Source organism: Marinomonas dokdonensis (assembly GCF_052747885.1).
In genome coordinates this window covers 249,974-276,835 of record NZ_JBRAND010000004.1, presented here as the reverse complement: position 1 = coordinate 276,835, position 26,862 = coordinate 249,974, and the positions used below count along the sequence as shown (strand labels likewise).

At 42.4% G+C, this 26,862-nt stretch carries 28 protein-coding genes; 11 read left to right on the top strand and 17 right to left on the bottom strand.

Annotation, left to right across the window (positions count from 1 at the left end):
• Nucleotides 1-105 precede the first annotated feature (105 nt).
• Both ttcA and ACUM5Y_RS12125 read left to right on the top strand, forming a co-directional pair.
• Nucleotides 106-945 (top strand): tRNA 2-thiocytidine(32) synthetase TtcA, encoded by an 840-nt coding sequence (gene ttcA / locus ACUM5Y_RS12130; protein ID WP_445977137.1) that lies wholly within the window; start codon nucleotides 106-108, stop codon nucleotides 943-945.
• A gap of 10 nt (nucleotides 946-955) precedes the next feature.
• Nucleotides 956-1,522, top strand: a complete 567-nt coding sequence (locus ACUM5Y_RS12125; RefSeq protein WP_445977136.1) for a YfaZ family outer membrane protein — start codon at nucleotides 956-958, stop codon at nucleotides 1,520-1,522.
• A 70-nt stretch (nucleotides 1,523-1,592) separates the two neighbouring features.
• Here the strand turns inward: ACUM5Y_RS12125 and ACUM5Y_RS12120 are convergent, their stop codons facing one another.
• The 3 genes from ACUM5Y_RS12120 to hemN are packed head-to-tail and all read right to left on the bottom strand — an operon-like array spanning nucleotide 1,593 to nucleotide 4,310.
• Nucleotides 1,593-2,135: an adenine phosphoribosyltransferase gene (locus ACUM5Y_RS12120; protein WP_445977135.1), complete on the bottom strand. Its 543-nt coding sequence runs from the start codon at nucleotides 2,133-2,135 to the stop codon at nucleotides 1,593-1,595.
• Between the two features lie 26 nt (nucleotides 2,136-2,161).
• Nucleotides 2,162-2,923, bottom strand: coding sequence for a fumarate/nitrate reduction transcriptional regulator Fnr (fnr, locus tag ACUM5Y_RS12115; protein ID WP_445977134.1), 762 nt, complete (start codon nucleotides 2,921-2,923; stop codon nucleotides 2,162-2,164).
• 19 nt (nucleotides 2,924-2,942) lie between these two features.
• Nucleotides 2,943-4,310 (bottom strand): oxygen-independent coproporphyrinogen III oxidase, encoded by a 1,368-nt coding sequence (gene hemN, locus ACUM5Y_RS12110; RefSeq protein ID WP_445977133.1) that lies wholly within the window; start codon nucleotides 4,308-4,310, stop codon nucleotides 2,943-2,945.
• A gap of 159 nt (nucleotides 4,311-4,469) precedes the next feature.
• Here hemN and ACUM5Y_RS12105 point away from each other — a divergent pair, with 159 nt between their 5' ends.
• Together ACUM5Y_RS12105 and tusA are read left to right on the top strand one after the other, a co-directional pair.
• A complete protein-coding gene (locus tag ACUM5Y_RS12105; protein WP_445977132.1) occupies nucleotides 4,470-5,072 on the top strand; it encodes an alpha/beta family hydrolase in 603 nt (200 codons plus the stop codon).
• Between the two features lie 12 nt (nucleotides 5,073-5,084).
• Nucleotides 5,085-5,321, top strand: a complete 237-nt coding sequence (tusA, locus tag ACUM5Y_RS12100; protein ID WP_445977131.1) for a sulfurtransferase TusA — start codon at nucleotides 5,085-5,087, stop codon at nucleotides 5,319-5,321.
• Between the two features lie 42 nt (nucleotides 5,322-5,363).
• Here tusA and ACUM5Y_RS12095 read toward each other — a convergent pair whose 3' ends face one another.
• The 3 genes from ACUM5Y_RS12095 to ACUM5Y_RS12085 all read right to left on the bottom strand — a co-directional run bounded on the left by ACUM5Y_RS12095 (nucleotide 5,364) and on the right by ACUM5Y_RS12085 (nucleotide 6,863).
• A complete protein-coding gene (locus tag ACUM5Y_RS12095; RefSeq protein WP_445977130.1) occupies nucleotides 5,364-5,957 on the bottom strand; it encodes a CBS domain-containing protein in 594 nt (197 codons plus the stop codon).
• Nucleotides 5,958-5,999: 42 nt separating this feature from the next.
• A complete protein-coding gene (locus ACUM5Y_RS12090) occupies nucleotides 6,000-6,299 on the bottom strand; it encodes a hypothetical protein (RefSeq protein WP_445977129.1) in 300 nt (99 codons plus the stop codon).
• Between the two features lie 147 nt (nucleotides 6,300-6,446).
• Complete coding sequence (locus tag ACUM5Y_RS12085) at nucleotides 6,447-6,863, bottom strand: MaoC family dehydratase (RefSeq protein ID WP_445977128.1); 417 nt, start codon at nucleotides 6,861-6,863, stop codon at nucleotides 6,447-6,449.
• Between the two features lie 193 nt (nucleotides 6,864-7,056).
• Between ACUM5Y_RS12085 and sppA the strand changes: the two genes are divergently transcribed.
• From sppA to yjjG, 6 genes are all read left to right on the top strand, one after another.
• Entirely contained in the window at nucleotides 7,057-8,094 is a 1,038-nt protein-coding gene (gene sppA, locus ACUM5Y_RS12080) for a signal peptide peptidase SppA (RefSeq protein WP_445977127.1), read from the top strand.
• A gap of 74 nt (nucleotides 8,095-8,168) precedes the next feature.
• Nucleotides 8,169-8,933: a hypothetical protein gene (locus tag ACUM5Y_RS12075; protein WP_445977126.1), complete on the top strand. Its 765-nt coding sequence runs from the start codon at nucleotides 8,169-8,171 to the stop codon at nucleotides 8,931-8,933.
• A 48-nt stretch (nucleotides 8,934-8,981) separates the two neighbouring features.
• The gene (prmB, locus tag ACUM5Y_RS12070) at nucleotides 8,982-9,893 is read left to right on the top strand and encodes a 50S ribosomal protein L3 N(5)-glutamine methyltransferase (protein WP_445977125.1); all 912 of its coding nucleotides are present in this window, start codon (nucleotides 8,982-8,984) and stop codon (nucleotides 9,891-9,893) included.
• Nucleotides 9,894-9,903: 10 nt separating this feature from the next.
• Complete coding sequence (gene aroC, locus ACUM5Y_RS12065) at nucleotides 9,904-11,004, top strand: chorismate synthase (protein ID WP_445977124.1); 1,101 nt, start codon at nucleotides 9,904-9,906, stop codon at nucleotides 11,002-11,004.
• 63 nt (nucleotides 11,005-11,067) lie between these two features.
• A complete protein-coding gene (gene yjjX / locus ACUM5Y_RS12060; protein WP_445977123.1) occupies nucleotides 11,068-11,616 on the top strand; it encodes an inosine/xanthosine triphosphatase in 549 nt (182 codons plus the stop codon).
• Between the two features lie 14 nt (nucleotides 11,617-11,630).
• Nucleotides 11,631-12,311 (top strand): pyrimidine 5'-nucleotidase, encoded by a 681-nt coding sequence (gene yjjG / locus ACUM5Y_RS12055; protein WP_445977122.1) that lies wholly within the window; start codon nucleotides 11,631-11,633, stop codon nucleotides 12,309-12,311.
• A gap of 761 nt (nucleotides 12,312-13,072) precedes the next feature.
• Here yjjG and ACUM5Y_RS12050 read toward each other — a convergent pair.
• The 7 genes from ACUM5Y_RS12050 to ACUM5Y_RS12020 all read right to left on the bottom strand — a co-directional run bounded on the left by ACUM5Y_RS12050 (nucleotide 13,073) and on the right by ACUM5Y_RS12020 (nucleotide 21,421).
• A complete protein-coding gene (locus ACUM5Y_RS12050) occupies nucleotides 13,073-14,236 on the bottom strand; it encodes an MFS transporter (protein ID WP_445977121.1) in 1,164 nt (387 codons plus the stop codon).
• A gap of 113 nt (nucleotides 14,237-14,349) precedes the next feature.
• The gene (locus tag ACUM5Y_RS12045) at nucleotides 14,350-15,639 is read right to left on the bottom strand and encodes an NAD(P)/FAD-dependent oxidoreductase (RefSeq protein ID WP_445977120.1); all 1,290 of its coding nucleotides are present in this window, start codon (nucleotides 15,637-15,639) and stop codon (nucleotides 14,350-14,352) included.
• A 73-nt stretch (nucleotides 15,640-15,712) separates the two neighbouring features.
• Nucleotides 15,713-16,162: a YaiI/YqxD family protein gene (locus ACUM5Y_RS12040; protein ID WP_445977119.1), complete on the bottom strand. Its 450-nt coding sequence runs from the start codon at nucleotides 16,160-16,162 to the stop codon at nucleotides 15,713-15,715.
• Between the two features lie 120 nt (nucleotides 16,163-16,282).
• The gene (locus ACUM5Y_RS12035) at nucleotides 16,283-17,932 is read right to left on the bottom strand and encodes an electron transfer flavoprotein-ubiquinone oxidoreductase (protein WP_445977118.1); all 1,650 of its coding nucleotides are present in this window, start codon (nucleotides 17,930-17,932) and stop codon (nucleotides 16,283-16,285) included.
• A 47-nt stretch (nucleotides 17,933-17,979) separates the two neighbouring features.
• Nucleotides 17,980-19,749 (bottom strand): acyl-CoA dehydrogenase family protein, encoded by a 1,770-nt coding sequence (locus ACUM5Y_RS12030; RefSeq protein ID WP_445977117.1) that lies wholly within the window; start codon nucleotides 19,747-19,749, stop codon nucleotides 17,980-17,982.
• A gap of 140 nt (nucleotides 19,750-19,889) precedes the next feature.
• The gene (locus tag ACUM5Y_RS12025) at nucleotides 19,890-20,957 is read right to left on the bottom strand and encodes an AraC family transcriptional regulator (RefSeq protein WP_445977116.1); all 1,068 of its coding nucleotides are present in this window, start codon (nucleotides 20,955-20,957) and stop codon (nucleotides 19,890-19,892) included.
• 101 nt (nucleotides 20,958-21,058) lie between these two features.
• Entirely contained in the window at nucleotides 21,059-21,421 is a 363-nt protein-coding gene (locus tag ACUM5Y_RS12020; RefSeq protein WP_445977115.1) for a hypothetical protein, read from the bottom strand.
• Between the two features lie 101 nt (nucleotides 21,422-21,522).
• Between ACUM5Y_RS12020 and ACUM5Y_RS12015 the strand changes: the two genes are divergently transcribed.
• Nucleotides 21,523-21,810: a hypothetical protein gene (locus tag ACUM5Y_RS12015; protein WP_445977114.1), complete on the top strand. Its 288-nt coding sequence runs from the start codon at nucleotides 21,523-21,525 to the stop codon at nucleotides 21,808-21,810.
• 22 nt (nucleotides 21,811-21,832) lie between these two features.
• Here the strand turns inward: ACUM5Y_RS12015 and ACUM5Y_RS12010 are convergent, their stop codons facing one another.
• The 4 genes from ACUM5Y_RS12010 to tmk form a co-directional block, all read right to left on the bottom strand.
• Nucleotides 21,833-24,286: a Lon protease family protein gene (locus ACUM5Y_RS12010; RefSeq protein WP_445977113.1), complete on the bottom strand. Its 2,454-nt coding sequence runs from the start codon at nucleotides 24,284-24,286 to the stop codon at nucleotides 21,833-21,835.
• Nucleotides 24,287-24,466: 180 nt separating this feature from the next.
• On the bottom strand, nucleotides 24,467-25,267 hold the full coding sequence (locus tag ACUM5Y_RS12005) for a TatD family hydrolase (RefSeq protein WP_445977112.1): 801 nt from the start codon (nucleotides 25,265-25,267) through the stop codon (nucleotides 24,467-24,469).
• A 7-nt stretch (nucleotides 25,268-25,274) separates the two neighbouring features.
• Nucleotides 25,275-26,213 (bottom strand): DNA polymerase III subunit delta', encoded by a 939-nt coding sequence (gene holB / locus ACUM5Y_RS12000; RefSeq protein ID WP_445977111.1) that lies wholly within the window; start codon nucleotides 26,211-26,213, stop codon nucleotides 25,275-25,277.
• Entirely contained in the window at nucleotides 26,214-26,855 is a 642-nt protein-coding gene (tmk, locus tag ACUM5Y_RS11995; protein ID WP_445977110.1) for a dTMP kinase, read from the bottom strand.
• Nucleotides 26,856-26,862: the final 7 nt, after the last annotated feature.

The following is a 26,862-nucleotide window of genomic DNA, read 5'->3' as shown; positions in this document are numbered from 1 at the left end:
TCAACAAGGCTGGCATTTTGCTTCTTGGGCCAGTTTTTACTGCTTTTTTAATGCGGCTATATCGAGCTTATAGTAAGATAGCCGCATTTCGTTTACAGCGTGATTATGATGGATTTATCGAGTCGACCCAAAGAAAAGTTAGAATTAAATAAGTTACAAAAGCGTCTTCGTAGAATGACAGGGCAAGCAATCTCTGATTTCAATATGATCGAAGATGGTGATAAGGTAATGGTGTGTTTATCTGGTGGTAAAGACTCTTTTACCATGTTGGATATTTTACGTAACCTACAAGCCAGTGCGCCGATTAACTTTAGCATTGTTGCCGTTAACCTAGATCAGAAACAGCCAGGCTTTCCTGAGCATATTTTGCCTGCGTACCTAGAAGAGCTTGGAGTGGATTTCCATATTTTAGAACGCGACACTTACAGTATAGTAAAAGAGATTGTACCGGAAGGTAAAACCACATGCGGTCTATGTTCTCGTTTAAGACGTGGCTCTTTATACGGTTTCGCTGAAGAAATTGGTGCGACAAAAATCGCCCTTGGTCATCATAGAGATGACATTCTAGAAACCTTCTTTTTGAATATGTTTTTTGGTGGTAAATTAAAGACCATGCCACCAAAACTACTAAGTGATGATGGCAAGCATGTGGTAATTAGACCATTAGCTTACTGCAAAGAGAAAGACATTGAAGCCTTTGCGATAGCCAAAGAGTATCCGATTATTCCGTGTAACTTGTGTGGCTCTCAAGAAAACTTACAGCGCCAGGTTGCGAAAGACATGCTCAACACTTGGGAAAAAGAATACCCTGGTCGTACTGACATTATGTTCTCTGCCATTAAAAATGTAGTACCATCACATTTAGCAGATACGGAACTCTTTGACTTCAAAGACTTAAAACAAAGCGAAGACGCCTTAAATAAATTAAACATTATTTCATTATAGGAAGATAGAAATGACCCAGCTTCAAAAAGCTCTATTAGTCGCTTTCGGATTAACAGGTTCTACTTTAGTAAGCGCGTCAAATGCTAGCGTTAACTTAACCAATGACATAATTAACGGTGATGCCACCATAAATTTTGGTAATTTTGCTGTTAGCGGTGGTGGTACATACGATGAGGATTCTAACTCCAGTATTGCTTACGTAGGAATTGGTGTTGAGGATGCGGAACCAAATGGTCCATTACAGGCTGGGATAGGAGTACGTGGCTCTCTAATTGATACAGATACAGAGGACGATGAGAATACTCTGGCAGCAGCCGTTGGATTGGGTGGGTGGTATCGCTATACCCTTCCACAAGCTAACCGTTTAAGTATCTACGGTTCTGGCTATTACTCACCAGAGATTTTAACGTTGACAGAGTTAGATCATACCTATACTTATGAAATCCGTGGTGAATATATGACCATGCGAAATGCTAGAGCCTATGTCCGTTACGGAAAAACTGTCGTTGTTTTTGATGATGGCACACATAAAAACATCAATACTGGCATTTCAGTTGGTGCAACAGTCGACTTCTAAGTTTTTCGATAAAATTTAGATAATAAAAAAGGTGGCTTAGGCCACCTTTTTTATTTGTACTTATTTCTCTTTATTCGCCTTCATAGGCGCATAAGCTAAATACTGGCACATTGGATTCACGCAATAATTGACTGCCGTTAAGGTCAGGTAGATCAATAATCGCTGCCACTTCTTTAATAGAAGCACCTTGGCTCTTGAGTAGTTTAATTGCTGCGAACAATGTACCGCCTGTGGCGATCAAATCATCAAACAACAGCACTTGGTCACCGGACTTAACAGAGCCTTCTTGGATTTCAAGTTCTGCTTCACCGTACTCAAGCTTATAACTCTGAGAAATCGTTTTGCCAGGTAGCTTGCCTTTTTTACGGATCAAAATTAGGGGCTTTTGTAGTTCGTAAGCGATAATAGCAGCAATCAAGAAGCCACGAGCATCAATACAAGCAATGTGGCTGATATCACTATCAATATAGCGATGAATGTAAGCATCCGCCACCATTCTTAGGCCTTTTGGGTCGCTAAAAATAGGTGTAATATCACGAAAACTAATGCCTTCTTTTGGCCAATCTTCAACTGTTTTAATTAATGACTTAATGTAAAAATCATCGTAGATCATAATACTTCTAAACCTTGTTACTATTATCAAATAGCATCAATTCTACCACAGTCGCTGTGCATACCTACGAGTTTTTGAACCTCAACCAGATCGATTATGGTTATTTCCTTACCTTCAACCTTGATTAAACCGCTTTTTTGAAAGCGGGTGATGACTCGACTAACGGTTTCAACCGCTAAGCCTAGATAGTTACCGATTTCATTGCGTGACATAGACAGTCGGAAAGAGACAGCGGAATAACCGCGTTTTTCAAATCGGTTTGATAAATTCAATAAAAAAGAAGCGACCTTTTCATCGGCATTCTTCTTCCCTAAAAGCACCATCATTTGTTGGTCATCAGAAATTTTACGACTCATTATTTTGAAAATTTGGCGCTTTAGAGAAGGGATCTGTGATGACAATTCTTCTAGATGGGTAAATGGAATCTCGCAAACCGTAGTCGTCTCTAAGGCTTTTGCGGAAACAGGATAAATGTCCGTATCTATACCGCTTAAACCAAGCAACTCACTTGGGCAGTAGAAGCCGGTAATCTGCTCTTCACCGGTACTGGTGATATTAAAGGTTTTTAGTGTCCCAGTACGTACAGCATACACAGCATCAAAACTCTGCCCTTGACGGAATAAAACATCGCCTTTTTTTAGAGGGCGCTTTCTTTCGATGATTTTATCTAGCTTATTAATGTCTTCATCTGCCAAAGCAATCGGCAAGCATAGAGCACTCAAGCTGCATTGTTGGCATTGGGCAGTTAACTGGCTGCTGAATTTAGGTGTTAGGGACGAACTAGACATACTTATCTCCGTGTTCCTACTAGATTACTTTTGAATAAGCTGTTCTTTGGGGTAAGTGCTTATCAAAAACCATACATATACATCGTATTATTTGGCGGCCAGATGCTGATACAGACAACGTGTAAGACGATGAGGTGAGATTAATATTTAGTATACCATCATCGATCATGGGTTGAAGCAATAACACCTCGTTAGCAAAGTAATCTTTAAAGCAAATGCCATAACAAGCTTCAATAGCACTAATATCAAGGTTTAGATTGCAAATAAGCTGCATGATAATTTGATGACGAATAATATCATCCTGAGTTTTAATGTAGCCCTTTGCAATAGGTAATTGGCCATTCAAAATACTGTTTTTATAAAGATTCATATCCGTATGGTTTTGCACAAAAGCATCATTAATATCGCTAATGGCTGAACAGCCAAAACCAATTAGGGCTGTTTCTGCATGAGTGGTATAACCTTGGAAATTCCTCTGCAATCGTCCCTGTAACTTAGCGGTGACTAAAGGGTCACTAGGTTTTGCAAAGTGATCCATTCCAATGTGCTCATAGCCTGCCTCTAATAAGCGCCTTGTTGCCAACTCAAGTAGTTCAAGCTTCAATTTAGCATCAGGTAAAGTGTCTGAATCAATTCTTCTTTGTGGAGCAAACCTTTCGGGCAAGTGAGCGTAATTAAAGACCGACACTCTGTCAGGTTTCAGGGCAATGACTTTATCTAGGGTAAGGTTGAAATTATTTAAACTCTGATAGGGTAGCCCATAAATCAAGTCGAAATTAATTGAGTTAATTTGCTTTCGTCTCAGTAGCTGCATCAGCTCAGTTATTTGTTCAAAAGTTTGCACCCTGTGTATGGCTTTCTGTACAGTAAGATCAAAGTCCTGTACGCCAATACTGATACGATTAATGCCTTTAGACACTAACAAATCAATGTGCTCTGAACTTACTTGGCGGGGGTCAATTTCAACACTGAAGTCATGGTCGCCACTAGTATCGAGAGTGAAATATTGCTCAATGATAGCAAATAACTTTTTGAACTGATTTACCGTTAAAAATGTTGGCGTACCGCCCCCAAAGTGTAGTTGGGTCACTCTATTGGTATCATTTAGGATAAGGCTTTTTAAGCGAACCTCTTCTTCTAACAGCTCAAGATATTCATCTGCTTTGCTTTGTTGTTTTGTCACTATTTTATTGCATGCACAGTAGTAACAAAGGTGAGCGCAAAAAGGAATGTGAAAATACAAACTTAAGCTGCGAGACGCTGAAGTCATCATCTTATCGATGAGTAAAATCCGCTTTATATCTTTATCGAAAGATAAGGCCGTTGGATAGGATGTGTACCTTGGTCCTGAAACATTATATTTTTCGATTAAATTTTGATCCCACATTGTTAAATACCCTTAATTAATCATATGAGTATCTTAAGACTCTTTGGGGTATTAGACGCTGACGCGGGTCAAGACTTTGTCACTCTTAAAATATTGCCCAGCATCTTGTGTTAAACCCGTGCCTAAACATAGGGATGGCTTTATAATTATGAGATATCAATGAGGAAAATCGTCTTGAAAGAACCGACAATATGGTTATCTCATGGTGCTGGCGCTGGTCACAGCAGTAGTTTCATGGCGCAATTCAATCAAGTTTTAGCGGAACAATTTAACACTGTAATCAAAGCCTATACCTTTGATTACATGCTACAGCAGGAGCTTACTGGGAAAAGGCGGCCACCGCCAAGATTCCCGCTGCTCGTTAGCGAGTGGCAATCTCATATTCTATCTGGTCAAAACCATCTATTGATTGGTAAATCCATGGGGGGCAGGGTGGCTACCCAGTTGACTAAAATTGATGGTGTTAAAGGGGTTGTCTGCATTGGTTTTCCTTTTTACCCAGCTGGCAAGCCAGAAAAACATCGCTTAGCTTTTTTAGAAGCGCTCGAAGTTCCTTGTTTAGTTATTCAAGGGTCTCGCGATCAAATGGGCAACTACGACTGGGTCTCGCAACAAAGCTTACCAAACCAAGTCGATCTTGTTTGGGTAGAGGGTGCAGACCATGACTTTAAGCGACTTAAGAAGCAAAACATTAGCCAGCTTGAAACCTTACAAGAGCTGGCATTAATTATCGCTGACTGGCGAATAAAGCACTCAATTTAATTTGGAGAAATAATGCAACACCAAGCCGTACTCGATGCAGAAGGACTATTGTGCCCAGAGCCTGTGATGATGCTACATGTTGAAATGCGTAAACTCGAACCCAAAGAGGTGTTAAAAGTTATCGCCACTGACCCATCTACTACTCGAGATATCCCTAAGTTTTGTCAATTCCTAGGCCATACTTTGTTGGATCAACAACAAAACGACGATGGTTTTTATTTTTACTGGATACAAAAAAAAGAGGGCTAAACTAGCCCTCTCTCGTTCTCACCTTCTTTAACGCTCGGTAAATTATGCAACACGCAATTTGTGTTCGTGTCTTGTCGTACCGTGAATCGCAATATGGTAAGTGTTTGCAAAGTTTGAAGAAGCCACATCTAGATCAAGCTTCAATTGTCTCGCCACATCATTAGATGAAATTAGGCCGCGAATCTTTTTGCTTTCTTCGTCTAGTACTAATAGATGTTGCTGAAAGTTATCTTTTTGACTAAATAGCAAAGACTCGATATCAGCTTTTTGAAGTGACGTAAAAGACAAGGCTAACAAATCTTCTTTACTCCGCATTAAATCAGCCACCAAAATCTCTGAGCGTTTGAAGCCTTTTGCAATGTGCTTAATAAAAGCCTCTTCAGATAGATCTTCTAAACTGATAATACCTTCAAATTGATTGCTCTCATCGACCACGATTTTCAATCGAACATGCTCTTTACGCATAAGGCGAACCAATTCATCTGCACGAGTATTGGACTCGATCATACGAGGAGCATTTTCATTGAAATCTGTAAATACAGTCGTCGCTGAGCTGTATAAATTAATGTTTTCTACGCGAGCAGGAAAAGTTAAGCCGTGTGTGTTCTTAGTTGAAACATAAGTAAGTGTTTTCATAATACTGTCCAAAATAATGAATTAAAAAATATTTGGGTCGAGTTATATGAAAAGTACTGGGGGTGCTCGCGGATGGATTTCTTCTAGTGATAATGAAGAAACAGATGGGTTAGGGCGTAGGAAAGAACTCTTTACAGGTTCAACCAAGTTAAGTGATCGAGAAAGGGTAACAACACTAGAATCACTGTCTAGGTCCAGTTCTCCAACACTAATATCGAAAAATAAGTGGCTTTGGGCAGGCTCTAACCATTTTAGATCATGGCCATCACTTGCTTTGGCGGTTTGACCAATCGCCAGCAATGAAGCCAATAAAATAATGATATTAAAAAAACGATGTGTCATCACATCCCCCAAAGCCATTTAATCTTTTTACAATATAGACCTAAATAAACAGAAAGCCTAGCAACATTAATGTGTTACTTGATTTTTGCTTTATCTGTTCAAATATGACGCAAGTCTGTAGTCAATGGTCATAATGTCATGCATAAATTACGCTGGCATCATTATGGTTGCTTCGCCAGTCACTACTAACTTACCTTCACATAGGCATTCTGTTTTCAAGGTAACGCGCTTTCTACGCTGGTTTATATCAACAACGGTGATACGGGTAACAACTTCCTGACCAATAAATACAGGACCACGAAACTTCACACTTTGATCCAGATAGATACAACCAGGCCCAGGTAACTTAGTACCAATGGCGGCAGAGATAAAGCCAGCGCTAAGCATGCCATGAGCAATGGGTTGACCAAAGGATGTTTTAGCAGCGTATTCGGCGTCAAGGTGAACGGGGTTGGTGTCGCCTGTTACTCTTGCAAAATCCTGCACATCTTCTTGGGTAACTGTTTTCACATACTCGACGCTTTGATCTAAAGAAAGTTGATCTAATGTGTAACCTGTAGTCATGTTCCATCCTAATAGTAAATTTTACGCTATCTTACACCCTTGGATTTAAGCGAGCCAGATGAGAAGCGGTATGCTCGCCCTGAAATAATCAATACATTTAGAAAACAGTGGTATAAAATTCGTGCATAAGAAAAACCTTACCTCTTTAAGGCTTTGCGCACCAAACCAAGACAGTGACAATTAGGATGATTTAATGAGTTGGACTGAACAAGAAGACGAACAACAAGCTAAGAAAACTCTTACCGACAATGAAATGCTCTCTACACAACCCCAAGACTCACAAGCTAATAACTTGCAAGATAACAATTCGCAAGACAGTAAAATCTGGCAATTACTTGAAAAAACCTTGAATGAAAATGTCGTTGAAAAACGCCGTGCCCGTCGTTGGAAAATCTTCTTTCGTCTAGTTACTTTATCTATCATCGCGAGCCTAGGAGTCTTCTGGTTTACCCAACAAAAACTCGATGTTATGGCAGTGGATCAAAATGTCGTGGCGCTAATGCCCATGAGAGGTACGATAGGTGCCAATGCAGAAATTGATTCCACTGAATATGTCTCCCTTATAGAAGATGCTTATCAAAACACTAACCTTGAAGCGCTAGTAATTCAGCTCAACAGCCCAGGGGGGAGTCCGGTCCACTCGGGGTTAATCTATGATGCCATTAAAGATAAACAAGCTCTTTACCCAAGCATTCCCGTGATTGTTGTTGTTGAAGATATGGCGGCTTCAGGTGGCTATTATATCGCGGCAGCCGCCAATGAAATTTATGCTAATAAAGCCAGCTTAGTCGGTTCTATTGGTGTCATATCTTCAGGTTTTGATGCCACGGGCCTCATGGATAAAATCGGGGTAGAGCGACGTACTTTTACGGCAGGACGGAACAAGGCCTTCCTAGATCCCTTCAGCCCTATGACAGAAGAAGCCCGCGGTAAATGGCAAGCTGTCCTGAATGAAACCCATCAGCAATTTATTGATGCCGTTATGGCGGGGCGGGGCAATCGCTTAAAAATCAACGATGATGTTTTTTCTGGCCTAGTCTTTACCGGTGCAAAAGCTGAAAAAATTGGCTTAATTGACGGTCTTTCCAGCATTAACGACATACTTAACAATCGCTTTGCCAACGCCAATGTGGTGATTTATCAGCCATATCAAGAATCTTGGCGTGAGTTAGCGAAAGAGCTTGGTGTTGAAGTTGTAACCAAAGTATTCACAGATTTAAAGCTCAAATAACAATGTTTATGCCAAAAGATAAATAATGTAATATAAACGCATTATTTATCTTTTATTGTTAGTTGGAGTTCATCATGGCTAGAAAGGCGAACATCTCGAAAGAAGAAATACATCTAGCCTGTTGGGCGCTTTTAGAAAAGAACACCTTCCCTAATATCCCCAGAATCGCCGAATACTTTATCAACAAAGATGGCCGTAAGTGCTCAAACACCACACTTCTCAACGCTATCACCGAATGGGAAGAAATCTACAAAGAACACCAACAACACCAGCTCAAGCAATTAGATGACGTTATGTCGCCCGTATTTCAGCGCTTTAATCGTGATGTTACTCAAAGCCTTGGCAAACTTCTGGATGAAATCACCTTCGACCTTGAGCAAGGTTTGGACCGCAAGGATAAAGCTGTCAACGGAGGTTATCTCTCTCTTTCTAAGACCCTCATCCAATGCCAAGAAGAACTAGACCATAGTGAAGATAAATTAAATCAACTGGCACAGGAAAATCAGTCATTACAAGAAAAAGTTGAAACATTAACACAGCGCAACCAAGACCTAGCCGCTACCAATAACGTTCTTACTGCTCAAATCAGTCAACTTCAAGAGCAACATAAAGAGTTGGTCATCAATCTTGCCCAAAAAGATGTAGATCTTGCAAAAATAGACAATGAACTCGCAGCTCGTAATAAAGAGTACGAGAATGCATTGCGCAAACAACAACAGCTGGAAGAGGACAATCGTAAATTAGAGCAAGAGAATTGGCAAAAGATACGACAGCAGTTGGATTCTATGAACAATAGCATTAACACTTTGAGCGCCAAGCATGGAGACAAAAAGGATTAACCGATATAATGCATTTAGTAGAATCCATCCACTATATAAGTAGTTTACATGAGTTATAAGCAAAGCATTGTTCGTGATCTAAGCAGCATTAAAGACTTTATCCGCTGGACCTATAGCCAATTTCAGAAGTCCGATATTTTTTATGGCCATGGCACAGATAATCCATGGGATGAAGCGGTACAGCTGGTTATGGGGGCCTTAAAACTGCCTCTAGATTTTGACCGTGACATGCTAGATTGCGCGCTTTGCTATAACGAGAAGAAACACATTCTGAAGTTGGTTCATTTGCGCACTACAAAACGCCAACCTTTGCCTTATTTACTCGGTGAAGCATGGTTTATGGGGCTGCCTTTTAAAGTCACTGCAGACACTCTCATTCCTAGATCACCAATTGTCGCCTTACTTGAAAATGAGTTTTCCCCTTGGCTGACAAGCTATCCTCAATACATTCTGGATATGTGTACAGGAAGTGGCTGCTTAGGCATAAGCGCCGCGTTGGTGTTCGAAGACGCTGAGGTAGACATTACAGATATCAGTGAAGCAGCCTTAGTTGTGGCCAATGAGAATATTCTGCGCCATGAAGTAGAAGATAGAGTGCAGGCCATACATTCAGATATGTTCACGGCACTGGATCAAGATAAAAAATACGATCTCATCATTTGTAATCCACCTTATGTTGATGCAGTTGACTTCCGTGAAGCGCCAAAAGAGTTTCATAACGAACCGCAACTGGCACTAACATCTGGTGATGATGGTTTAGAGTTTACCCATAAATTCCTTGCCCAAGCCGCGCATTATCTCAGTGATGACGGTATATTAGTTTACGAAGTTGGCAATACGGAAGTCGCCTTACAAGCTGCCTACCCAAACACAGCATTTATGTGGGTAGATTTAGAACAGGGTGGCAATGGGGTATTCATTTTGACCAAACAACAATTAAGCGAACTTACACAAGAGTAAAAATAACATTATGTCAGGCAACACATTTGGAACACTTTTTAAAGTCACCACATTTGGTGAAAGTCATGGGCTTGCGTTGGGCGCTATTGTTGATGGCTGCCCACCTGGCATTGAAATCTGCGAAGCGGACCTACAACGAGATCTAGATTTACGAAAGCCTGGTACTTCAAAACATACCACGCAACGCAGAGAACCCGATGAAGTTAAAATTTTATCGGGAGTGTTTGAGGGCAAAACAACCGGCACACCTATTGGCCTAATGATCGAAAACCAAGATCAACGCTCCCGAGATTACGGCAATATTGCTGAAACATTTCGCCCAGCCCACGCAGATTATACTTATGACCAAAAATATGGCTTCCGCGATTACCGTGGTGGTGGTCGTTCTTCTGCCCGTGAAACCGCAATGCGCGTAGCAGCTGGGGCGATCGCTAAGAAATACCTGCGCCAGCAATTCGGAATTGAAATCCAAGGCTTCTTGTCACAACTTGGTCCTATCAAACTAGAAGTTAAAGATCTTAACCAAGTCTATGAAAATAGCTTCTTTAGCCCTGATCCAGACGCGATTCCAGAGCTCGAGCAATACATGACAGCACTTCGTCGTGAAGGGGACTCCATTGGCGCTAAAATTAGTGTTATCGCCAAAAATGTTATGCCAGGATTAGGCGCCCCTGTTTTTGACCGCTTAGATGCCGACATCGCTAAAGCTATGATGAGCATTAACGCTGTAAAAGGTGTTGAAATTGGCGATGGCTTTGAGGTTATTGAGCAAAAAGGCAGCGAGCATAGGGATGAGATGACGCCAACTGGTTTCTTAAGCAACCATGCAGGTGGAGTGTTAGGTGGTCTGTCCTCAGGACAAGACATTATCGTTCATATGGCACTTAAACCAACATCTAGCATCACTATTCCTGGCAAAAGCATCGACAGATCTGGCCAGCCAATTGAGGTGATCACAAAAGGGCGTCACGACCCCTGTGTTGGCATCCGCGCAACGCCTATAGCAGAAGCTATGTTAGCACTAACGCTGATGGATCATTTATTGAGACACAGGGCGCAAAACGCCGATGTACAATGCCCAACGCCAATCATTACCCAAACTAGCCTGTAATAATATTAATAACCTAAAGCCGCTTTAAATCCAAAGCGGCTTTTTTATCTGTTAAGGATACAGATGACAGACATAATCAACTTGTGTGTAGGCTCCAATAATCCGGTTAAAATCAATGCCGCCATTGAAGCCTTTAGCCTTTGTTTTTCAAACCACAGCATTCAAGCGGCAGGAATGCACGCGCCATCCAAGGTAGCGGATCAACCTATGACGGAAGCAGAAACTCGTCTAGGTGCTGAAAACCGAGCTTTATTTTGTGAAGAGCAAGACACATTAAATGCCTACGACTTTTATTTGGCAATGGAAGGGGGCGTTGACACATTTCCAGAAGGCGCTGCCACATTCGCGTACGTGACCATCATTGATCGAAAAGGCGTAATGACAACTGGTAGAACAGCGAATTTACCCATTCCAAATAGCATTTACGAACAGCTAAAAAACGGTCTTGAACTTGGCAACATCATGGATGAACGATTTAACACAGAGAATGTAAAACAAAAGGGCGGTGCAATAGGGCTGTTTACCAACCAAGCAGCTACTCGCCAAAGCATCTACAGCCAAGCCTTAGTGTTGGCTTTAGCCCCCACACTTCACCCAAATCACTACAAATAAGTAAAAGCCCCCATATGAAGTACCAATGGATTTTCTTTGATGCAGACGAAACTTTATTTCATTTTGATAATTTCGCTGGTCTAGTACGCATGTTCAGTAAACATGGCATTGATTTTAAACAAAGTGATTTTGATACCTATCAGGCTATCAATAAGCCACTATGGGTCGAATATCAAAACGGCAGCATTACAGCGGAACAATTACAAACGCGCCGATTCAAATACTGGAGTGAGAAATTAGCCATAAGTGAAAAAACACTCAACAAAGAGTTTCTCGATGCCATGGCAGAGATTTGTGAAACCTTAACCGGTGCAGAACAACTTGTTCAAAGTTTAACCGCGCAAGGAATTAAGCTTGGCATCATAACCAATGGTTTTAGACAATTGCAGAAAGTTCGCCTAAAGAAAACTGGACTCGATCAATATTTCGACTCAGTGATCACATCCGAAGAAATTGGTGTAGCAAAGCCTAATCCAATCATCTTTGAAGCCGCTATGAAAAGCTTATCTGTGACAGACAAAACCAAGGTACTCATGGTTGGCGATACACTTGAGTCTGACATTCTTGGTGGCATCAAATTTGGTATAGACACTTGCTGGTTAAATTCACACAACAAAACTAACAACGAGATCAAGCCAACAGTTGAAGTTACATCACTACAAGACTTGCTCGCATACCTTAGCGAGACAAACTAACGCACAAATGAAAGAGCGCAGGGTTTAACACCAAGCGCTCAATGGTGCAGTCAGACTAAGCGAAATGAAATTCAGCAAGCAAACATTAAATTTAGAGCAGCCATTCACATTCACTATTTCCGATAAATGTTATTATCGGAAATAGTGTAATAAGACAGATTATGCTGTTATTCGATAAATTTAAGCCTGTTATCGCTTGGCATCATTCCATCTAGTCCACAACTGTTACGACTATCAGCCCTCGGCATCTCATGCAAAGACTTAGTATTCAAAAGTTATCGCAGCCTATTCTGACTTGCTGACTTGCTGACTTGCTGACTTGCTGACTTGCTGACTTGCTGACTTGCTGACTTGCTGACTTGCTGACTTGCTGACTTGCTGACTTGCTGACTTGCTGACTTGCTGACTTGCTGACTAATAATAATTTAACCTAAGGCACCATTGTCTATGCTCAAATGCTCAAATGCTCAAATGCTCAAATGCTCAAATGCTCAAATGCTCAAATGCTCAAATGCTCAAATGCTCAAATGCTCAACATTGATAATCCAAAGCGATAAGTGAAGCGACCCCATAAAATTGCCATTTTTTAAATTTACTCATTTTGCTGATTGACACCCAAGCTCTCTAACTCTGCTCGAATAAGATAAATTTAATAAATTTAAAGCGTAATTTATTAAATGAAAGTCTTTAAGGCTTATCAAACTATAGGCATTAAAAAAGGGTGCCTAAGCACCCTCTTCTTTTAACAAATCGGTTTAGATCTAAGCTGCACTCGTATCAGTATTCAGTTTCTTGTTAATCAGCACCATGATAAGTCCGATCAGTGATAGCCCAGCTGCCGCGGTGGGAATCCATTCATAGCTAAAGCCGATACTGATCACTAAGCCACCTAACGCAGCACCTAATGCATTGCCTAGGTTGAAAGCACCTATATTAATAGACGAAGCAAGACTTGGCGCCGCAGCGGCTACTTTCATAACCTGCATCTGTAATGGCGGTCCACTACCAAAGATAACGGTTCCCCATAACAATACTGTAATAGCTGCACCAATAACCGTTGTAGCTGTGAAACTAAACACTAACAAGACCAATACCTGCAAACCCAGAAATACATACAAGGCTAAATTTGGTGACTTATCGGTGAGTTTACCACTGAGATAATTACCTAACGTGAAGCCTATTCCCGTTAAACCCAGCATAAAGGCAACCGCATTATCGGAAGCTTGCGCCAAGGTCTGCATGATAGGAGTAATGTAGGTGTACAAAGTAAACATAGAACCCGCGCACATAACTGTGGTGGCAAAAGCGCGCAATGCGGATGGCTGCATAATAACTTTCAGTTCGCTTTTTACATTTACTTTTTCGGGCGGTGCAGTATTCGGCAAGTTTTTATTAAGCCCATACATAGCTATCAGGCCAAGCGCAGCGGTAACCGCAAAGGCTAAACGCCAATCAAATTGCTGACCCAGCCAAGTAGTAAAAGGTACACCCACTATATTGGCAATGGTTAAACCTAAGAAAATAGCAGCAACCGCAGAGCCTCGTTTATGCAGAGGCGCAAGATTCATCGCCACCACGGCACCAATACCAAAAAAGGCACCATGAGATAAGCTAGTGATAACCCGAGAAATCAGAAAGGTTTCATAGTTAATCGCGAGCGCTGAAAAAACATTACCAGAAACAAATATCAGCATAAGAATGAGCAAGGCTGTTTTATGGCTGTACTTGTTAAGAAACAAAGTGATTAGCGGCGCTCCAACCATAACACCTATGGCATAAGCGCTGATCAACATACCGGCAGCAGGTATAGAGGCTTCCACACCCTCGGCAATAACTGGTAACAAGCCCATCGGCATAAACTCCGTCGTGCCTAAGCCGAATGTCCCTAAGGCTAGGGCAAAAATACCCCATTGATATGCTTGCATGTACTCTCCATTATTTATTGTGTATCGCGGTATGATTAACGCAAAAAAATAAGCCAAGAATAATTCTTAGCTTATTTGAGTTAGGTGTCTAAATTGTGTTTTACAGTGACAAATTAATGCAGCTTAAGCTTTGGCTTCACTACCTTGCCGATTTTCTGTGCTGCAATGATAACAGTAGCTTTTACCCAGCCATGAATGGCGATCAAGTGCAGTCTATACAAAGAAATGTAGACGAAGCGGGCTATGCGACCTTCTACAAACATAGAGCCACCGGTTAAGTTGCCCATTAGGCTACCAACGGTACTGTAACTGCTTAGATTCACAAGTGAACCGTAATCTTTATAAACATATTCTTTAAGAGCTTCACTACGGAAAGAAGCCTTAATATTATCAAAAACAAGACTCGCCATCTGGTGAGCAGATTGAGCTCTTGGTGGAACAAAAGAACCATCAGCCTGCTTACAGGCACAGCAGTCGCCAATTACGTAGATATTATCAAAGGCAGCTGTTTGTAATGTGCCTTTTACTAATACTTGATTGCTACGGGTGGTTTCGAAGCCTTTAATATTTCCAACGAAATCTGGCGCCTTAACACCTGCCGCCCAAATCATTAAGTCTGCATCAATGGTTTTTTCATCTGCTGTTTCAAAGCCACCATCAAACGCCTGAACCACACGTGTGCTTTGGCTAATGGTTACGCCCAAACGGCTCAGTTCTTTACTGGCCAACATGGCAACTCGGTCTGGTAAAGCAGGCAATATTCGAGGACCAGCCTCAATCAATTCCACATGCACTCGCTTACCCGACATATCAGGCATCCCGTAGGCTTTTAACATATCTGCAACGTGGAAAAGCTCTGCAGATAACTCAACACCGGTAGCCCCACCACCGACAATGGCGATTTTAAGCTTTTCATCGGCGCCAGTTTGGTGAACTCGTAAAAAGTGATTTAACAAGGCTTGCTGAAAGCGCTCAGCTTGTTTGTGAGAATCTAAGAAATAACAATGTTCTGCAACACCAGGCGTACCAAAATCGTTACTCACACTGCCTATCGCCATGATAAGAATGTCATAGTCCAATGTTCTTTCAGGCAAGATCACATGGCCCTTTTCATCCGAAAGAGCATCCAAGGTCAGTTTTTTGGCCTCTCCGTCTACATCGATCAAAGTACCAAGTTGGAATTGATAATGATGCTTGGCAGAATGCGCGCGGTAATTAAGGCCATCATTGTTAATGTCTAAGGAACCGGTTGCCACTTCATGAAGCAAGGGTTTCCAAATATGGGTCCGACTGCGATCAATCAAGGTGATTTCTGCTTGTCGCTTTTTGCCGAATACATGGCCAAGCTTGGTCACCAATTCTAGGCCACCTGCGCCACCGCCTACTACAACGATTTTTTTCATATTAATCCCCAAAAATTTAAGCTATTTGCAAAGCCATGATTGGAGCTTTGCAAATAGCTCATGAAAGCGACTTCTAACGGCGTCGCTTCGCTAAGAGCTTGTCCAGAGTATTGGCAAAGGCCATTCTGTCCTTTTGATTAAAAGTGTCTGGCCCCTGAGTTTGAATTCCAGAGGAACGCATTTGCTCCATAAAATCTCGCATACTAAGACGTTGGCGGATGTTCTCTCGTGTATACAGCTCGCCACGTGGATTAATGGCCAAGGCACCTTTTTCAATCACATCTGAAGCCAATGGAATATCCGCGGTAATCACCAGATCATCTTCGTTGATTTGCTCAACAATGTAATTATCTGCCACATCAAATCCGGAGCTGACCACTTTACGTTCAATCCACTTAGAAGGCGGGATAGCAATGGCTTGGTTTGCCACAAGAATACAAGGTATTTCTACTCGTTCGGCAGCACGAAATAAAATGGTTTTTATTACGTTTGGGCACGCATCTGCATCGACCCATAGGCGCATATTTCTCTCCTTTTTAGCAAAGGACTATTATCAAACATGCCACTGGCTAAATCCAGTATTGAGTATAAAGAAAAGGGCCACGAAATTGTGACCCTTAGCGGTAAAAAAATGATATTAAAATCACATATTTGGGTAATTTGGTCCCCCTGCACCTTCTGGCGTTACCCAAGTGATATTTTGAGACGGATCTTTTATATCACAGGTTTTGCAGTGCAAGCAGTTTTGCGAGTTAATCTGCAGTTGTGGTGTTTCGTCACCCTCAACAATTTCATAAACACCTGCTGGACAGTATCGTTGAGCAGGCTCATCAAATACTGGTAAGTTTTTAGATATAGGTAAATCAGCGTCTTTGAGTTTGAGATGGCAAGGCTGATCCTCTTCGTGGTTGGTGTTTGATAAAAACACCGAAGACAAACGATCAAAGCTTAATAAACCATCCGGTTTAGGATAGTTTGGCGCTTTATGCTGGTCTGCTGGTTCAAGGGTTGCGTAATCTGGTGTGAGATCCTGAAAGCGTAAAGGCAAGCTTCCCGCAAAGATATTTTGATCCAACCAGTTATAGGCCCCACCCCAGAAAGTACCCAATTTGTGCATTGCTGGTACGAAGTTTCGAGCCTGCTCTAATTCTTGCCCTAGCCAAGAATTAGCTAAGTGAACATCGAAAGATTGAATAATTTGATCACCCTGCTCACTGCCTAAGGCTTCAATAATGGTTTCCGCGGCGAGAATACCACTCTTCATGGCGGTGTGAGTGCCTTTGATTTTAGCTGGGTTTAATGTTCCCGCGTCACAACCTATGACCAAGCCACCAGGAAAACTCATTTTAGGCAATGAAGACCAGCCACCTTTTGCGATGGCTCGAGCGCCATAGGAAACACGCTTAGCACCTTCTAGGTGCTTGGCGATAAGTGGGTGGTGCTTATAACGCTGAAACTCTTCATAAGGGCTCAAATGTGGGTTTTTGTAGTTTAAATCCATGATCAAACCCACTACTACCTGGTTGTTTTCTAAATGGTATAAGAAACCACCCCCTCCAGCTTCTTTCCCCAAAGGCCAACCGGCAGTATGAATTACGGCGCCCGGTTTACTTTGCTCTGCTGGCACGTCCCATAACTCTTTAATACCGAGACCATAATGTTGCGGTGCTTGATTTTCATCCAGCTTATATTTAGCGATAAGTTCTTTGCCAAGATGTCCGCGACAGCCTTCGGCAAACACAGTGTATTTTGCTTTAAGCAGCATGCCGGGCATGTAGCCTGATTTTTCATCACCGTTGGCGCCGACACCCATATCACCAGTAATAATACCTTCTACTTCCCCTTGTTCGTTATAGGCTAAGCTGGCTGCGGTAAAACCTGGAAATATCTCTACGCCTAGTGATTCAGCTTGTTCTGCTAACCAACGACATAGGTTACCCAAACTGATAATGTAATTACCGTCATTATGTAAGGTTTTAGGAACCACCCAATGGCTCATTGCAGAGGATTTTTCCGCACTGGAAAGCCAATGCAACTCGTCCACATTGACCTTGGTATGCAGTGGTGCACCCAGCTCTTGCCAGTTTGGGAAGAGTTCAGATAAGGCCGTGGTTTCCACCACAGCACCTGATAATATATGAGCGCCAATTTCTGAGCCTTTTTCCACTAAGCAAACACTCAGCTCTTGTTCTCTCGCTTGCGCTTGTTGCATTAAACGACAAGCAGTAGAAAGTCCTGCAGGTCCACCACCAACAATGACAACATCAAATTCCATCACTTCTCTATCAGTCATATGCGCCTTCCAATTCTTTATAATTATAATGTTAGGTCTTGCCAGATTTAGCGTTCAAAACTCAAGATCGTTAAATCCGCCATTGAATCCTGCCCAGATGCAATGGTTTGTGCATGCATGTGAGCGCGAGGCAACACATGATCACAATAGAAATTAATTGAATGTAGCCAAGAGGCTTTTTGCTCTTCGCCCATTTGTTGATTTTCTAAGCATAGTTTTTGCGCTCTAATCTGTAACCAGCCACCAATTACATAGCCACACATCATCATGTAAGCATAGGCTGAACCTGTGCCTTCATTGGCGTCACGCTGCATTATCTCTAAACAGTTTTTAGTCGCATGACGTGCCACAGCAATAGAGCTAGTCAGTTTTTCCACATTGCTTTGTAGAGCCTCTTGCCTATAACTTTTTAACTCTTCCTCAATCTCATCTAGCAATAGGTACATTTGCTCACCTTTATCTAGGTGTAACTTACGCCCGATAAGATCAATAGCTTGTATACCGTTTGTGCCTTCATAGATAGGTAGAATACGAGCGTCTCGTGCATGTTGTGCAACACCAGTTTCTTCAATAAAGCCCATACCACCATGGATTTGAATGGCCAACGACGTAATTTCCTGAGCTTGCTCAGTGATCCAGCCCTTAACGATTGGAGTGTATAGTGCGGTACGTTTAATGGCGGCCTGTTGAACTTCTCCAGAAGCTAAATGGGATAGATCATTTTCTACCGCAGCAAGATAAATTAGGCTTCGCATGGCATCAATTTGGGACTTCATCATCATAAGCATACGACGTACATCAGCATGCTCTATAATGGCTGCTTTACCAGATCGGTCAGCTTTCATACCTTGCTTGCGTTCTTTCGCATAGCTTAATGCTTGCTGATAAGCCCTTTCAGAAATACCAAGACCTTGTAAGCCTACCCCTTGTCGGGCGTTATTCATCATGGTGAACATGGCTTTTATGCCTTCGTTGGCCTGCCCTACAAGGTACCCAATGGCTCCTGCTTTATCGCCAAAACTCATCACACAAGTTGGGGAAGCATGAATGCCCATTTTATGTTCCACTGAGACCACCTGAACATCGTTACGCTGTGCAGGTTGATCATTAGCATCCAGTAAGAATTTCGGCACGATAAATAATGAAATGCCCTTTACGCCTGCTGGAGCGTCCGGAAGACGAGCCAACACTAGATGAACTATGTTGTCGCTCATCTGGTGATCACCCCAAGTGATAAATATTTTTTGTCCTTTAATTTTGAAATGGTCACCTTCGGGAGTTGCTTTACATGCGATAGCGGCAAGATCAGAACCTGCAGCAGGCTCAGTTAAGTTCATGGTTCCAGTCCACTCACCTGTTAGCATTTTCGGAATGTAACGCTGCTTAAGTTCTTCACTGGCATGGGATTCGATCGCTTCGATTGCCCCTTGGCTTAACAAGGGGCAAAGAGAAAAAGCTAAGTTAGCAGCTTGAACACCTTCATTCACGGCAGTCGCTAGACTTGAAGGTAAACCCTGACCACCAAATTCTGGATTACCTGCTAGTGCTAACCAGCCTGATTCGCGGTAAGTGTGGAATGCTTCTTTGAAACCCTCTGCTTCATAGACTTCACCTTGCTCTACGCGTGAACCTTGTTGGTCACCTGAAGCATTAATGGGGGCAATGACTTGCTCACTTAATTTACCCGCTTCACTTAAAATGGCGTCTAATAATTCAGAATCTAGTGGTTCTTCTAAAAAGGGGGACAAGCGCTCAAGTTGAGCGATAGACTGCAGGCTAAATTGAATGTCATTTTGTGGATATTGGTATTCGCTCATTTTTTATTCTCCAAGTTATTATCCGAGCGGATGATGACTTATAGAATGGTAAAATGAAGCGAATCTCTCAATAACATTTCTAGCCTATATTTCTGACAAATACATTCACTAGAAAATCAAAAGCCTGATCGTATGGCCTGTTAAGAGGATCTGATGCCTTTATCAAATTTCAAATATTCCTCACTTTTACGGTATTCACCTGGCGTCATTCCTGTCCATTTTTTGAAGGATCTAAAAAACGCACTGGGTTCATCGAAGCCCATTAAGCCTGCGATATCATTGATACTTAAACGCGGAACATTCATGTAAGTGATGGCGGCCTCTTTACGAGACTCATCTTTGATTTGTTGGTAGGAAGTGTTTTCTTCGTTCAAGCGGCGTCTCAAGGTCGAAACACTCATATTCAAGCCACTGGCCACTTCATCGGCACTGGGCATTTCACGGGAGAAGTCTTTCCCTAAAATAGCCATGACTCTAGATTTTAAGCTGTTATCGTTTTCAACCATGACCAATAGCTGATATGGCGCGGTTTTTAAAAAACCACGTAAGCTATCTTCCGTTTGTACTATGGGCATATCTAAGTAACTGGCAGGAAAGACCAATGCGTTAGCATGTTGGTTATACTTCACTTCCGATTGAAACAGGGTTTTATCGTATTCCACATCATCTGGGCGCTCACTGGTGAAATAAGCCGCCTTCAAACTGAGTCGGCGACCAATCAACCAACAGAAAAAGTGATGCCACATAGACAAGGTGGTTCGCAGTTGTTCCTTGGACTCAGGCTTTAAAATGGTTTCAACTTCGTCGTGCATGGATTCAATAGGAGCAAAGGTCACCAAGGCAAAACGGCCTTTTTTTATTAGCACTGGTTTAATGGTGGGGCCACGACAAATTTCATAAAAGTCACTGCAACGATACAAAGCATGGGCCAGCGAACGCGCATGAATAATGCTCAAACACATCATTCTAAACGCACCATTAGGGATTTTACCGCCACTGAGCATGCCGAAAGATTCGTCCTGCATTAGCCACATGATTTTCTGATAAAGCATGCCGTATTGATAAGCCGGAAAACTTTGGGCATCAATAAGGTCTTGTTCCTGTATGTCTAAACTTTCTAATAAAGCCTTTCTATCAAGCCCTTGGTTTTCAACAGCCTGCAACAAGTAACGTACGCTTGACATAGGAACAGTGGCTTTATCATTCATAAAATACTACTTAATTTTGAAAAATGGCTGGATCAATCAGACAATATTAAAAGCATAAAAAAAAGGCTGCAAGCGCAGCCTTTTATAACAACAAGATAATCCTAGTGTTCTTCTGAAAAAGCTGAAAGCAGCTCATCGGTAGAAAGGGTTTCTGTATCCGGATCAATACCTTGTTGTTTGATCTTTAATGCAGCGGCTTTTTTAGCCTCCTGTTCTTCATCAACAGGTTTTACGAAGACAAAACGACGCGGACGTGCTGCCACGGTAGCTTCTTCTTTTTCGGGTAACAAGCCAAGTCTTTCAAGTTTTTTGTGCGCCTGTTCTTTGCGAGCTTTCGCTTTTTTTGTCGTAAATCGGCGAACTGATGAAGCTTTACGAGCTTTATTTTGCTCTTTCATCATTTCTTTGGAACCGGTTTTACCCAGTTTTCCACGCATGGTGCGTGATTTTTTAGTACGAGCCATAATTTCCTCTCTCTATCGCCGCGCATTGTAACAGCACATAGTGATAAGATCACCTATTAGTCAAGCAGTTCACCCATGATAAAGTACAAATGGATCTTCTCGTGTCAAAAATAGCGTATTTTAGTCTATTAATGAGTGTTTTTTTTAGTGCATCAAGTTTTGCCGAGTGTCGGGACTTAGATGCCAAACAAGCGGCAGACCGCGTGGCGGAAAACTATTACCAAGGTAGAGTATTTAAACAGGGAATGGTGCTTAAGAAACATTTGCCCAGCCATCGAAAGGAAGTGGTTAGCTATATTCAGCGTGGCGAGTACTATTACAGTGTGTTTTTGTGGGTGGATCAGGAATGCCAAGTACAAATTATCAAACAGAGTAAGGGCAAGTATTAACCCTTACTCTGTCGATTAAAGACTAAGACTTAGAGGACTCTTTTTTGTCTTGGTCTTTTTTCTTTTCGCTATCTTCGTCGTCTTCTTCCTCGTCATCCTCTTCTTCGCCTAACTTAGAAATTTCTTCTAAGCGTAAAATCACTTTGGCGGACAAGCTATTTTCAGGGTATTCCCCTTCTTCGTTGGCAACACCTGGCTCTATGCCCGTCAGTAAATGCAAGGCTTCGTCTGCAGTAGCAATTGGATAAACATGGAACAAGCCTGCTTCAACGGCTTCGATGATTTCATCGTTTAGCATCAGGTTATTCGCATTCGATTTTGGAATGATAACCCCCTGTTTACCAGTTAAGCCTCTGGCATTACAAACGTTGAAGAAACCTTCAATTTTTTCATTCACGCCGCCAATGGCTTGCACTTCACCATACTGATTAAGGGAGCCAGTAATGGCTAAATCTTGGCGCAATGGCACTTGAATCAAGGCCGACAATAGACAACATAATTCAGCGGTTGATGCTGAATCCCCGTCTACATAACCATAGCTTTGCTCCATTGCTATGGAAGCTGAAATATCCAACGGGTAGCGCTGAGCGTATTTGTTACCTAAATAGCCTGACAGTATTAACACCCCTTTGGAGTGAATATTCTGGCCAAGATTAGACTCACGCTCAATATCAATAATACCCTTCCCACCCGGGTGAACCGTTGTTGAAATACGCGCGGGGGCACCAAAGCTGCTGTCACCAATTTGCATCACGGTTAAACCATTGATTTTACCTACCGCAAAGCCATCACTTTCCAGTAGCACCGTACCTTCAAGAATTTCTTCAATGATTTTTTCGCTGACTCGTCCAGTACGGTGTTTCTTAGCTTTAAGGGCACGGGCAATATGAGACTGAGTAATCAGATCATCTTTGGCCATTTGACGAACAAAATCCGCCTCCCCAAGCAGCTCAAAAACATCGCCAATCTTAGCGGCCATTTCTCTTTGATGCTCCGCCAAACGGCTGCTGTATTCGATTAACGCAGCAACACCATCACGGCTTACATTGGCATATTCTTCTTTATCGACTCGATCTTTCATGAGACGAGCAAAGGCGATTTCCGACTCCTTGTTACGTTTAAGGGTGTCATCAAAGTCCACCAAGACACGGAACATTTCTTGGAAATCAGGATCCGCGTCCTGTAGCAAGTAATAAATCTCGCGAGAACCGATCAGCACAACTTTTACCTGCAATGGTAAATCTTGTGGTGACAGGGTCATGGTATTGGTTAAGCCCATGTCCGCATAAGGGTGCTCAATTTTTAAGGTTTTATTTTTTAGGGCGCGTTTTAACGCTTCCCACAAATAATGATCGGTGAGTAGCTTTTCGGCATCCAAGATTAAATAGCCACCGTTGGCAGCATGCAAACTACCCGAACGAATTAAGCGGTAGCTAGTGATTAACATACCCTGGTCGCTACTGTGCTCCACCTGACCAAACAAGTTACGGTATGTGGGATGTGGCTCATATATTACAGGCTGACCACCATCAGCTTCATGGGTCACAGCAATATTTGGTAAGTAAAGCTCTTCGTATAGCTGGCGGCGGGCAATCTCATCACGGTTTTCGCTGGCTTTATCATCCGCCATTTGATCAATAATGACCTTATCTAAATCCTCCCGCATGGCTTTTAGATAATCTGTTACCGCTTCATCGTCTTGGTATTTAGCAAACAAGCCAGACATGAGTGGATCTAAGGCTTCTTGCAATGTGTTGAGGTTTAATTGACGAAGCTGTTCGTAAGTAGCGCGTTTCCATTGAGGAAGGCTCAATAACTCTTCATTAAGCATGCTCTCAAGAGTAGAAACGCCCTCTTGGAAAGCGTCGCGTTCTTCGTCGCTAAGGGCGGCAAATTCATTTTCTTCTAAGGCTTTGCCATCTTTCATGGGGGCAAAGCTTACAGAAGAGGCGTCACGGAACATGGCAACACCAATTTTCACCGAAACCCGCTCAACTTTATTGATTGCCGCTTCATACTGCTCGTTGAAAGCCCGATCAATAACGCCTTTTTGTTGCTGATATGTAGTGTTTTCAAATGCTGCGGGAAAGGTCACCATAAGACCGTCAATGAGAGTACGGATTTCCTGCTCAAACTCTGCTGCTAAGCCCGGTGCAAACTCTAATGCTTTCGGCCTATGACTTTCTGTGAAGTTGTTGACGTATGCCCATTCTGTTGGTGCATCGCATCGCTTTGCTTCACTTTTCAAATAGCTCATTACGTAGGAAGAGCGGCCGGTTCCTGAATCGCCCATGGCAAAAATATTGTAGCCCGGACGCTGCATAGCCACGCCAAACTGAATCGCTTCTACCGCACGTTCTTGGCCTAATATGCCACTCAAAGGTGTAATGTCGTTAAGGGTTTCAAAAGGAAGGTGGTCCGCTGGAACTTTAGCGGCAAGATCTTTAGGTGGAAGCGCTTTAACCATACTGGTCATTAATGATATTCCTTATGTCAAAACAAACCCTTTGTAGTGGGTTTGGGAAAGAAGAAATCCTTCTTTCGTTTTTTGTTTTATCTTGTATGTGTGATCAGATTAACATTGATAATCTCTATGCGCCTATAAAAAATGCGCCATTAAGGTGACGAAAATCTGTCGCGAAGAAGAAATCAGCACTTACACAGTTAGCTGGTAATCTGGCTGGGCCCTTTTGAATACTCGATGGAAATTTTCTGCACTGGCTTCAAGCAAAGCCTCGTAACGAATACCTTTTAGATCCGCAACGTATTGAGCCACTTCTTTAACAAACTTCGGCTCATTCTTTTTGCCACGAAAAGGCACCGGGGCCAGATACGGGGCATCGGTTTCAACTAATAATGAAGATAAAGGAAGCTTTCTGACCGTTTCTTTTAATTCTTCAGCGGTTCGAAAGGTTACGATACCAGAAATCGAGATCAGGTAGTTTTCCTCTAGCGCGGCTTTAGCCATGGGGTAATCTTCTGTAAAGCAATGCAAAACCCCAGCAGAGTCTTTATTACCATACTGCCTGATAAGGTCCATGGTATCTTGCTGTGCATTTCGTGTGTGCACGATAACCGGTAAATCCAACTGGCCAGCTGCGATCAAATGCTGCTTAAAACTTTCACGTTGCGCGGTATGAATCTCTTCGCTGGTTTCATAAAAGTAATCTAAGCCAGTTTCACCAATCGCAATGATTTTTTTATTTTCAGCAAATTGCTTTAACGCTGAACCATCCGTTAACAAACCTTCAGTATGCAAAGGGTGCACACCACAACTTGCGTAAACCCCTTCACGCTCCGTAAATGCCAGCAACTTAGACATGTCTTCAAGGTTCACCGCAATGGAGAGCAATTGCCTTACACCCTCATGGTAAGCGGCATCCAGCGCACCGTGAAGATTATTGTCATAAGGGGATAAATCCAGTTTATCCAGATGGCAATGGGTATCGATTAACATATAAGGGTTACCACTGATTCAATTCTAAGGTTAATTGCATAATGGGGTTTAAATTGGTTTTTTGAAGGTCTTGCTTCAAATTTTGCAGCGCTTGATAGCGTTGCATTATTTTGCGGATACCACATCGGTTCATAAGAATCTCATAAACCTGATTAAGAGACGGGCTAAGTTCTGCCCCAGTTGAATGACAAATGCACTGGTGAAGTATCGCGGCTAAAGCATCACAGTAATGACCAATATTATTGCTGTCTAAGCCTTTAAGAATTTGCTCAACACTCATTGTTGATTGCAAAAACTGACAAAGCTTATCCGGCAATTCTGTATAGAAGTCTAATTTACCATCATCCCTCAAAGCCAACAGACGATAGGGCTGTGTTGTTAACCAGAACAAGGCTTTTAATGCTTCACCCTGCTCTTGTTGGTTGAGCCAGCCGGCGACCATTTCACTGTTTGGCGTTGGCACATTAAGTAGCAAGCATCGGCTACGGATAGTGGGTAAAAGGCTCGTAGATTGAGAGCTCGTCAAGACAAAATAGGTACGATCAGCCGGCTCTTCTAAGGCTTTTAAGACAGCATTGGCGGCATTTATGTTCATAGCCTGAGCATGACGTATCAGCACTACTTTATTTTGCCCAACTTGAGGCTTCTGGCTAATTTTGCTGACTAGGTTACGAATTTGATCAATTTTAATGGCGCCATCTTCACCATCCAAAATACGGTAATCTGGATGGGTTTCAGCCTGCATCAACTGGCAAGAATGGCATAAATTGCAAGGAGCCAATCCTTGGCCTTCGCACATTAAGCTTTTCACTATTTGCTCGGCCAGTACTTCTTGCCCTACCCCTTGCGCACCACTTATAAGCAGCGCATGAGACAAACTATTGGTTTGCTTTAAAGTCTGCACTCTTTCAAGAGGTGGCAACAGCCAGCTGGCGATATCTTGCATTTAGACCCCTTTAACCCAAGCTTGATTTAGCTGGTGAAGTTGTTCAACTATTTGTTCATGCACCTGCTCTATAGCAAGTTCGGCATTAATGACTTTAATGCGCTCCGGTTCAGCCTTTGCCCGATCTAAAAAGCCCTGTCTAACCTTCTCATGGAAGCCTATAGACTCTTGATCCAATCTATCTGCGCCTTGCCTTAACCCTACGCGCTGCATCCCCACTTCAACACTAACATCCAATAACAAGGTTGAGTCCGGTTGATGGTCACCTACCACCCATTGGGTAAGTTGATCTAGGGTACTTATCTGACCACCACGGGCGATCCCTTGATATACATAGGATGAATCAATGAAACGATCACTTATGACCCATAACCCTTGCTGCAGAGCAGGAATGATTTTTTCACTAAGGTGCTGCGCTCTCGCCGCATACATCATCAGGAGTTCTGTCATATCACTGACAGTTTCTTGCCTTGGCTTTAGCACAAGATCGCGAATTTCTTCCGCTAAAGGTGTGCCGCCAGGTTCACGTGTCATCAGGTAAGCGATACCCTGCTCTTGTAGCCAGCTTTCAATACAAGCAATAGCAGAGGATTTACCGCTACCTTCACCACCTTCAAGGGATATAAATTTGCCTTTGTTCATTGACTGT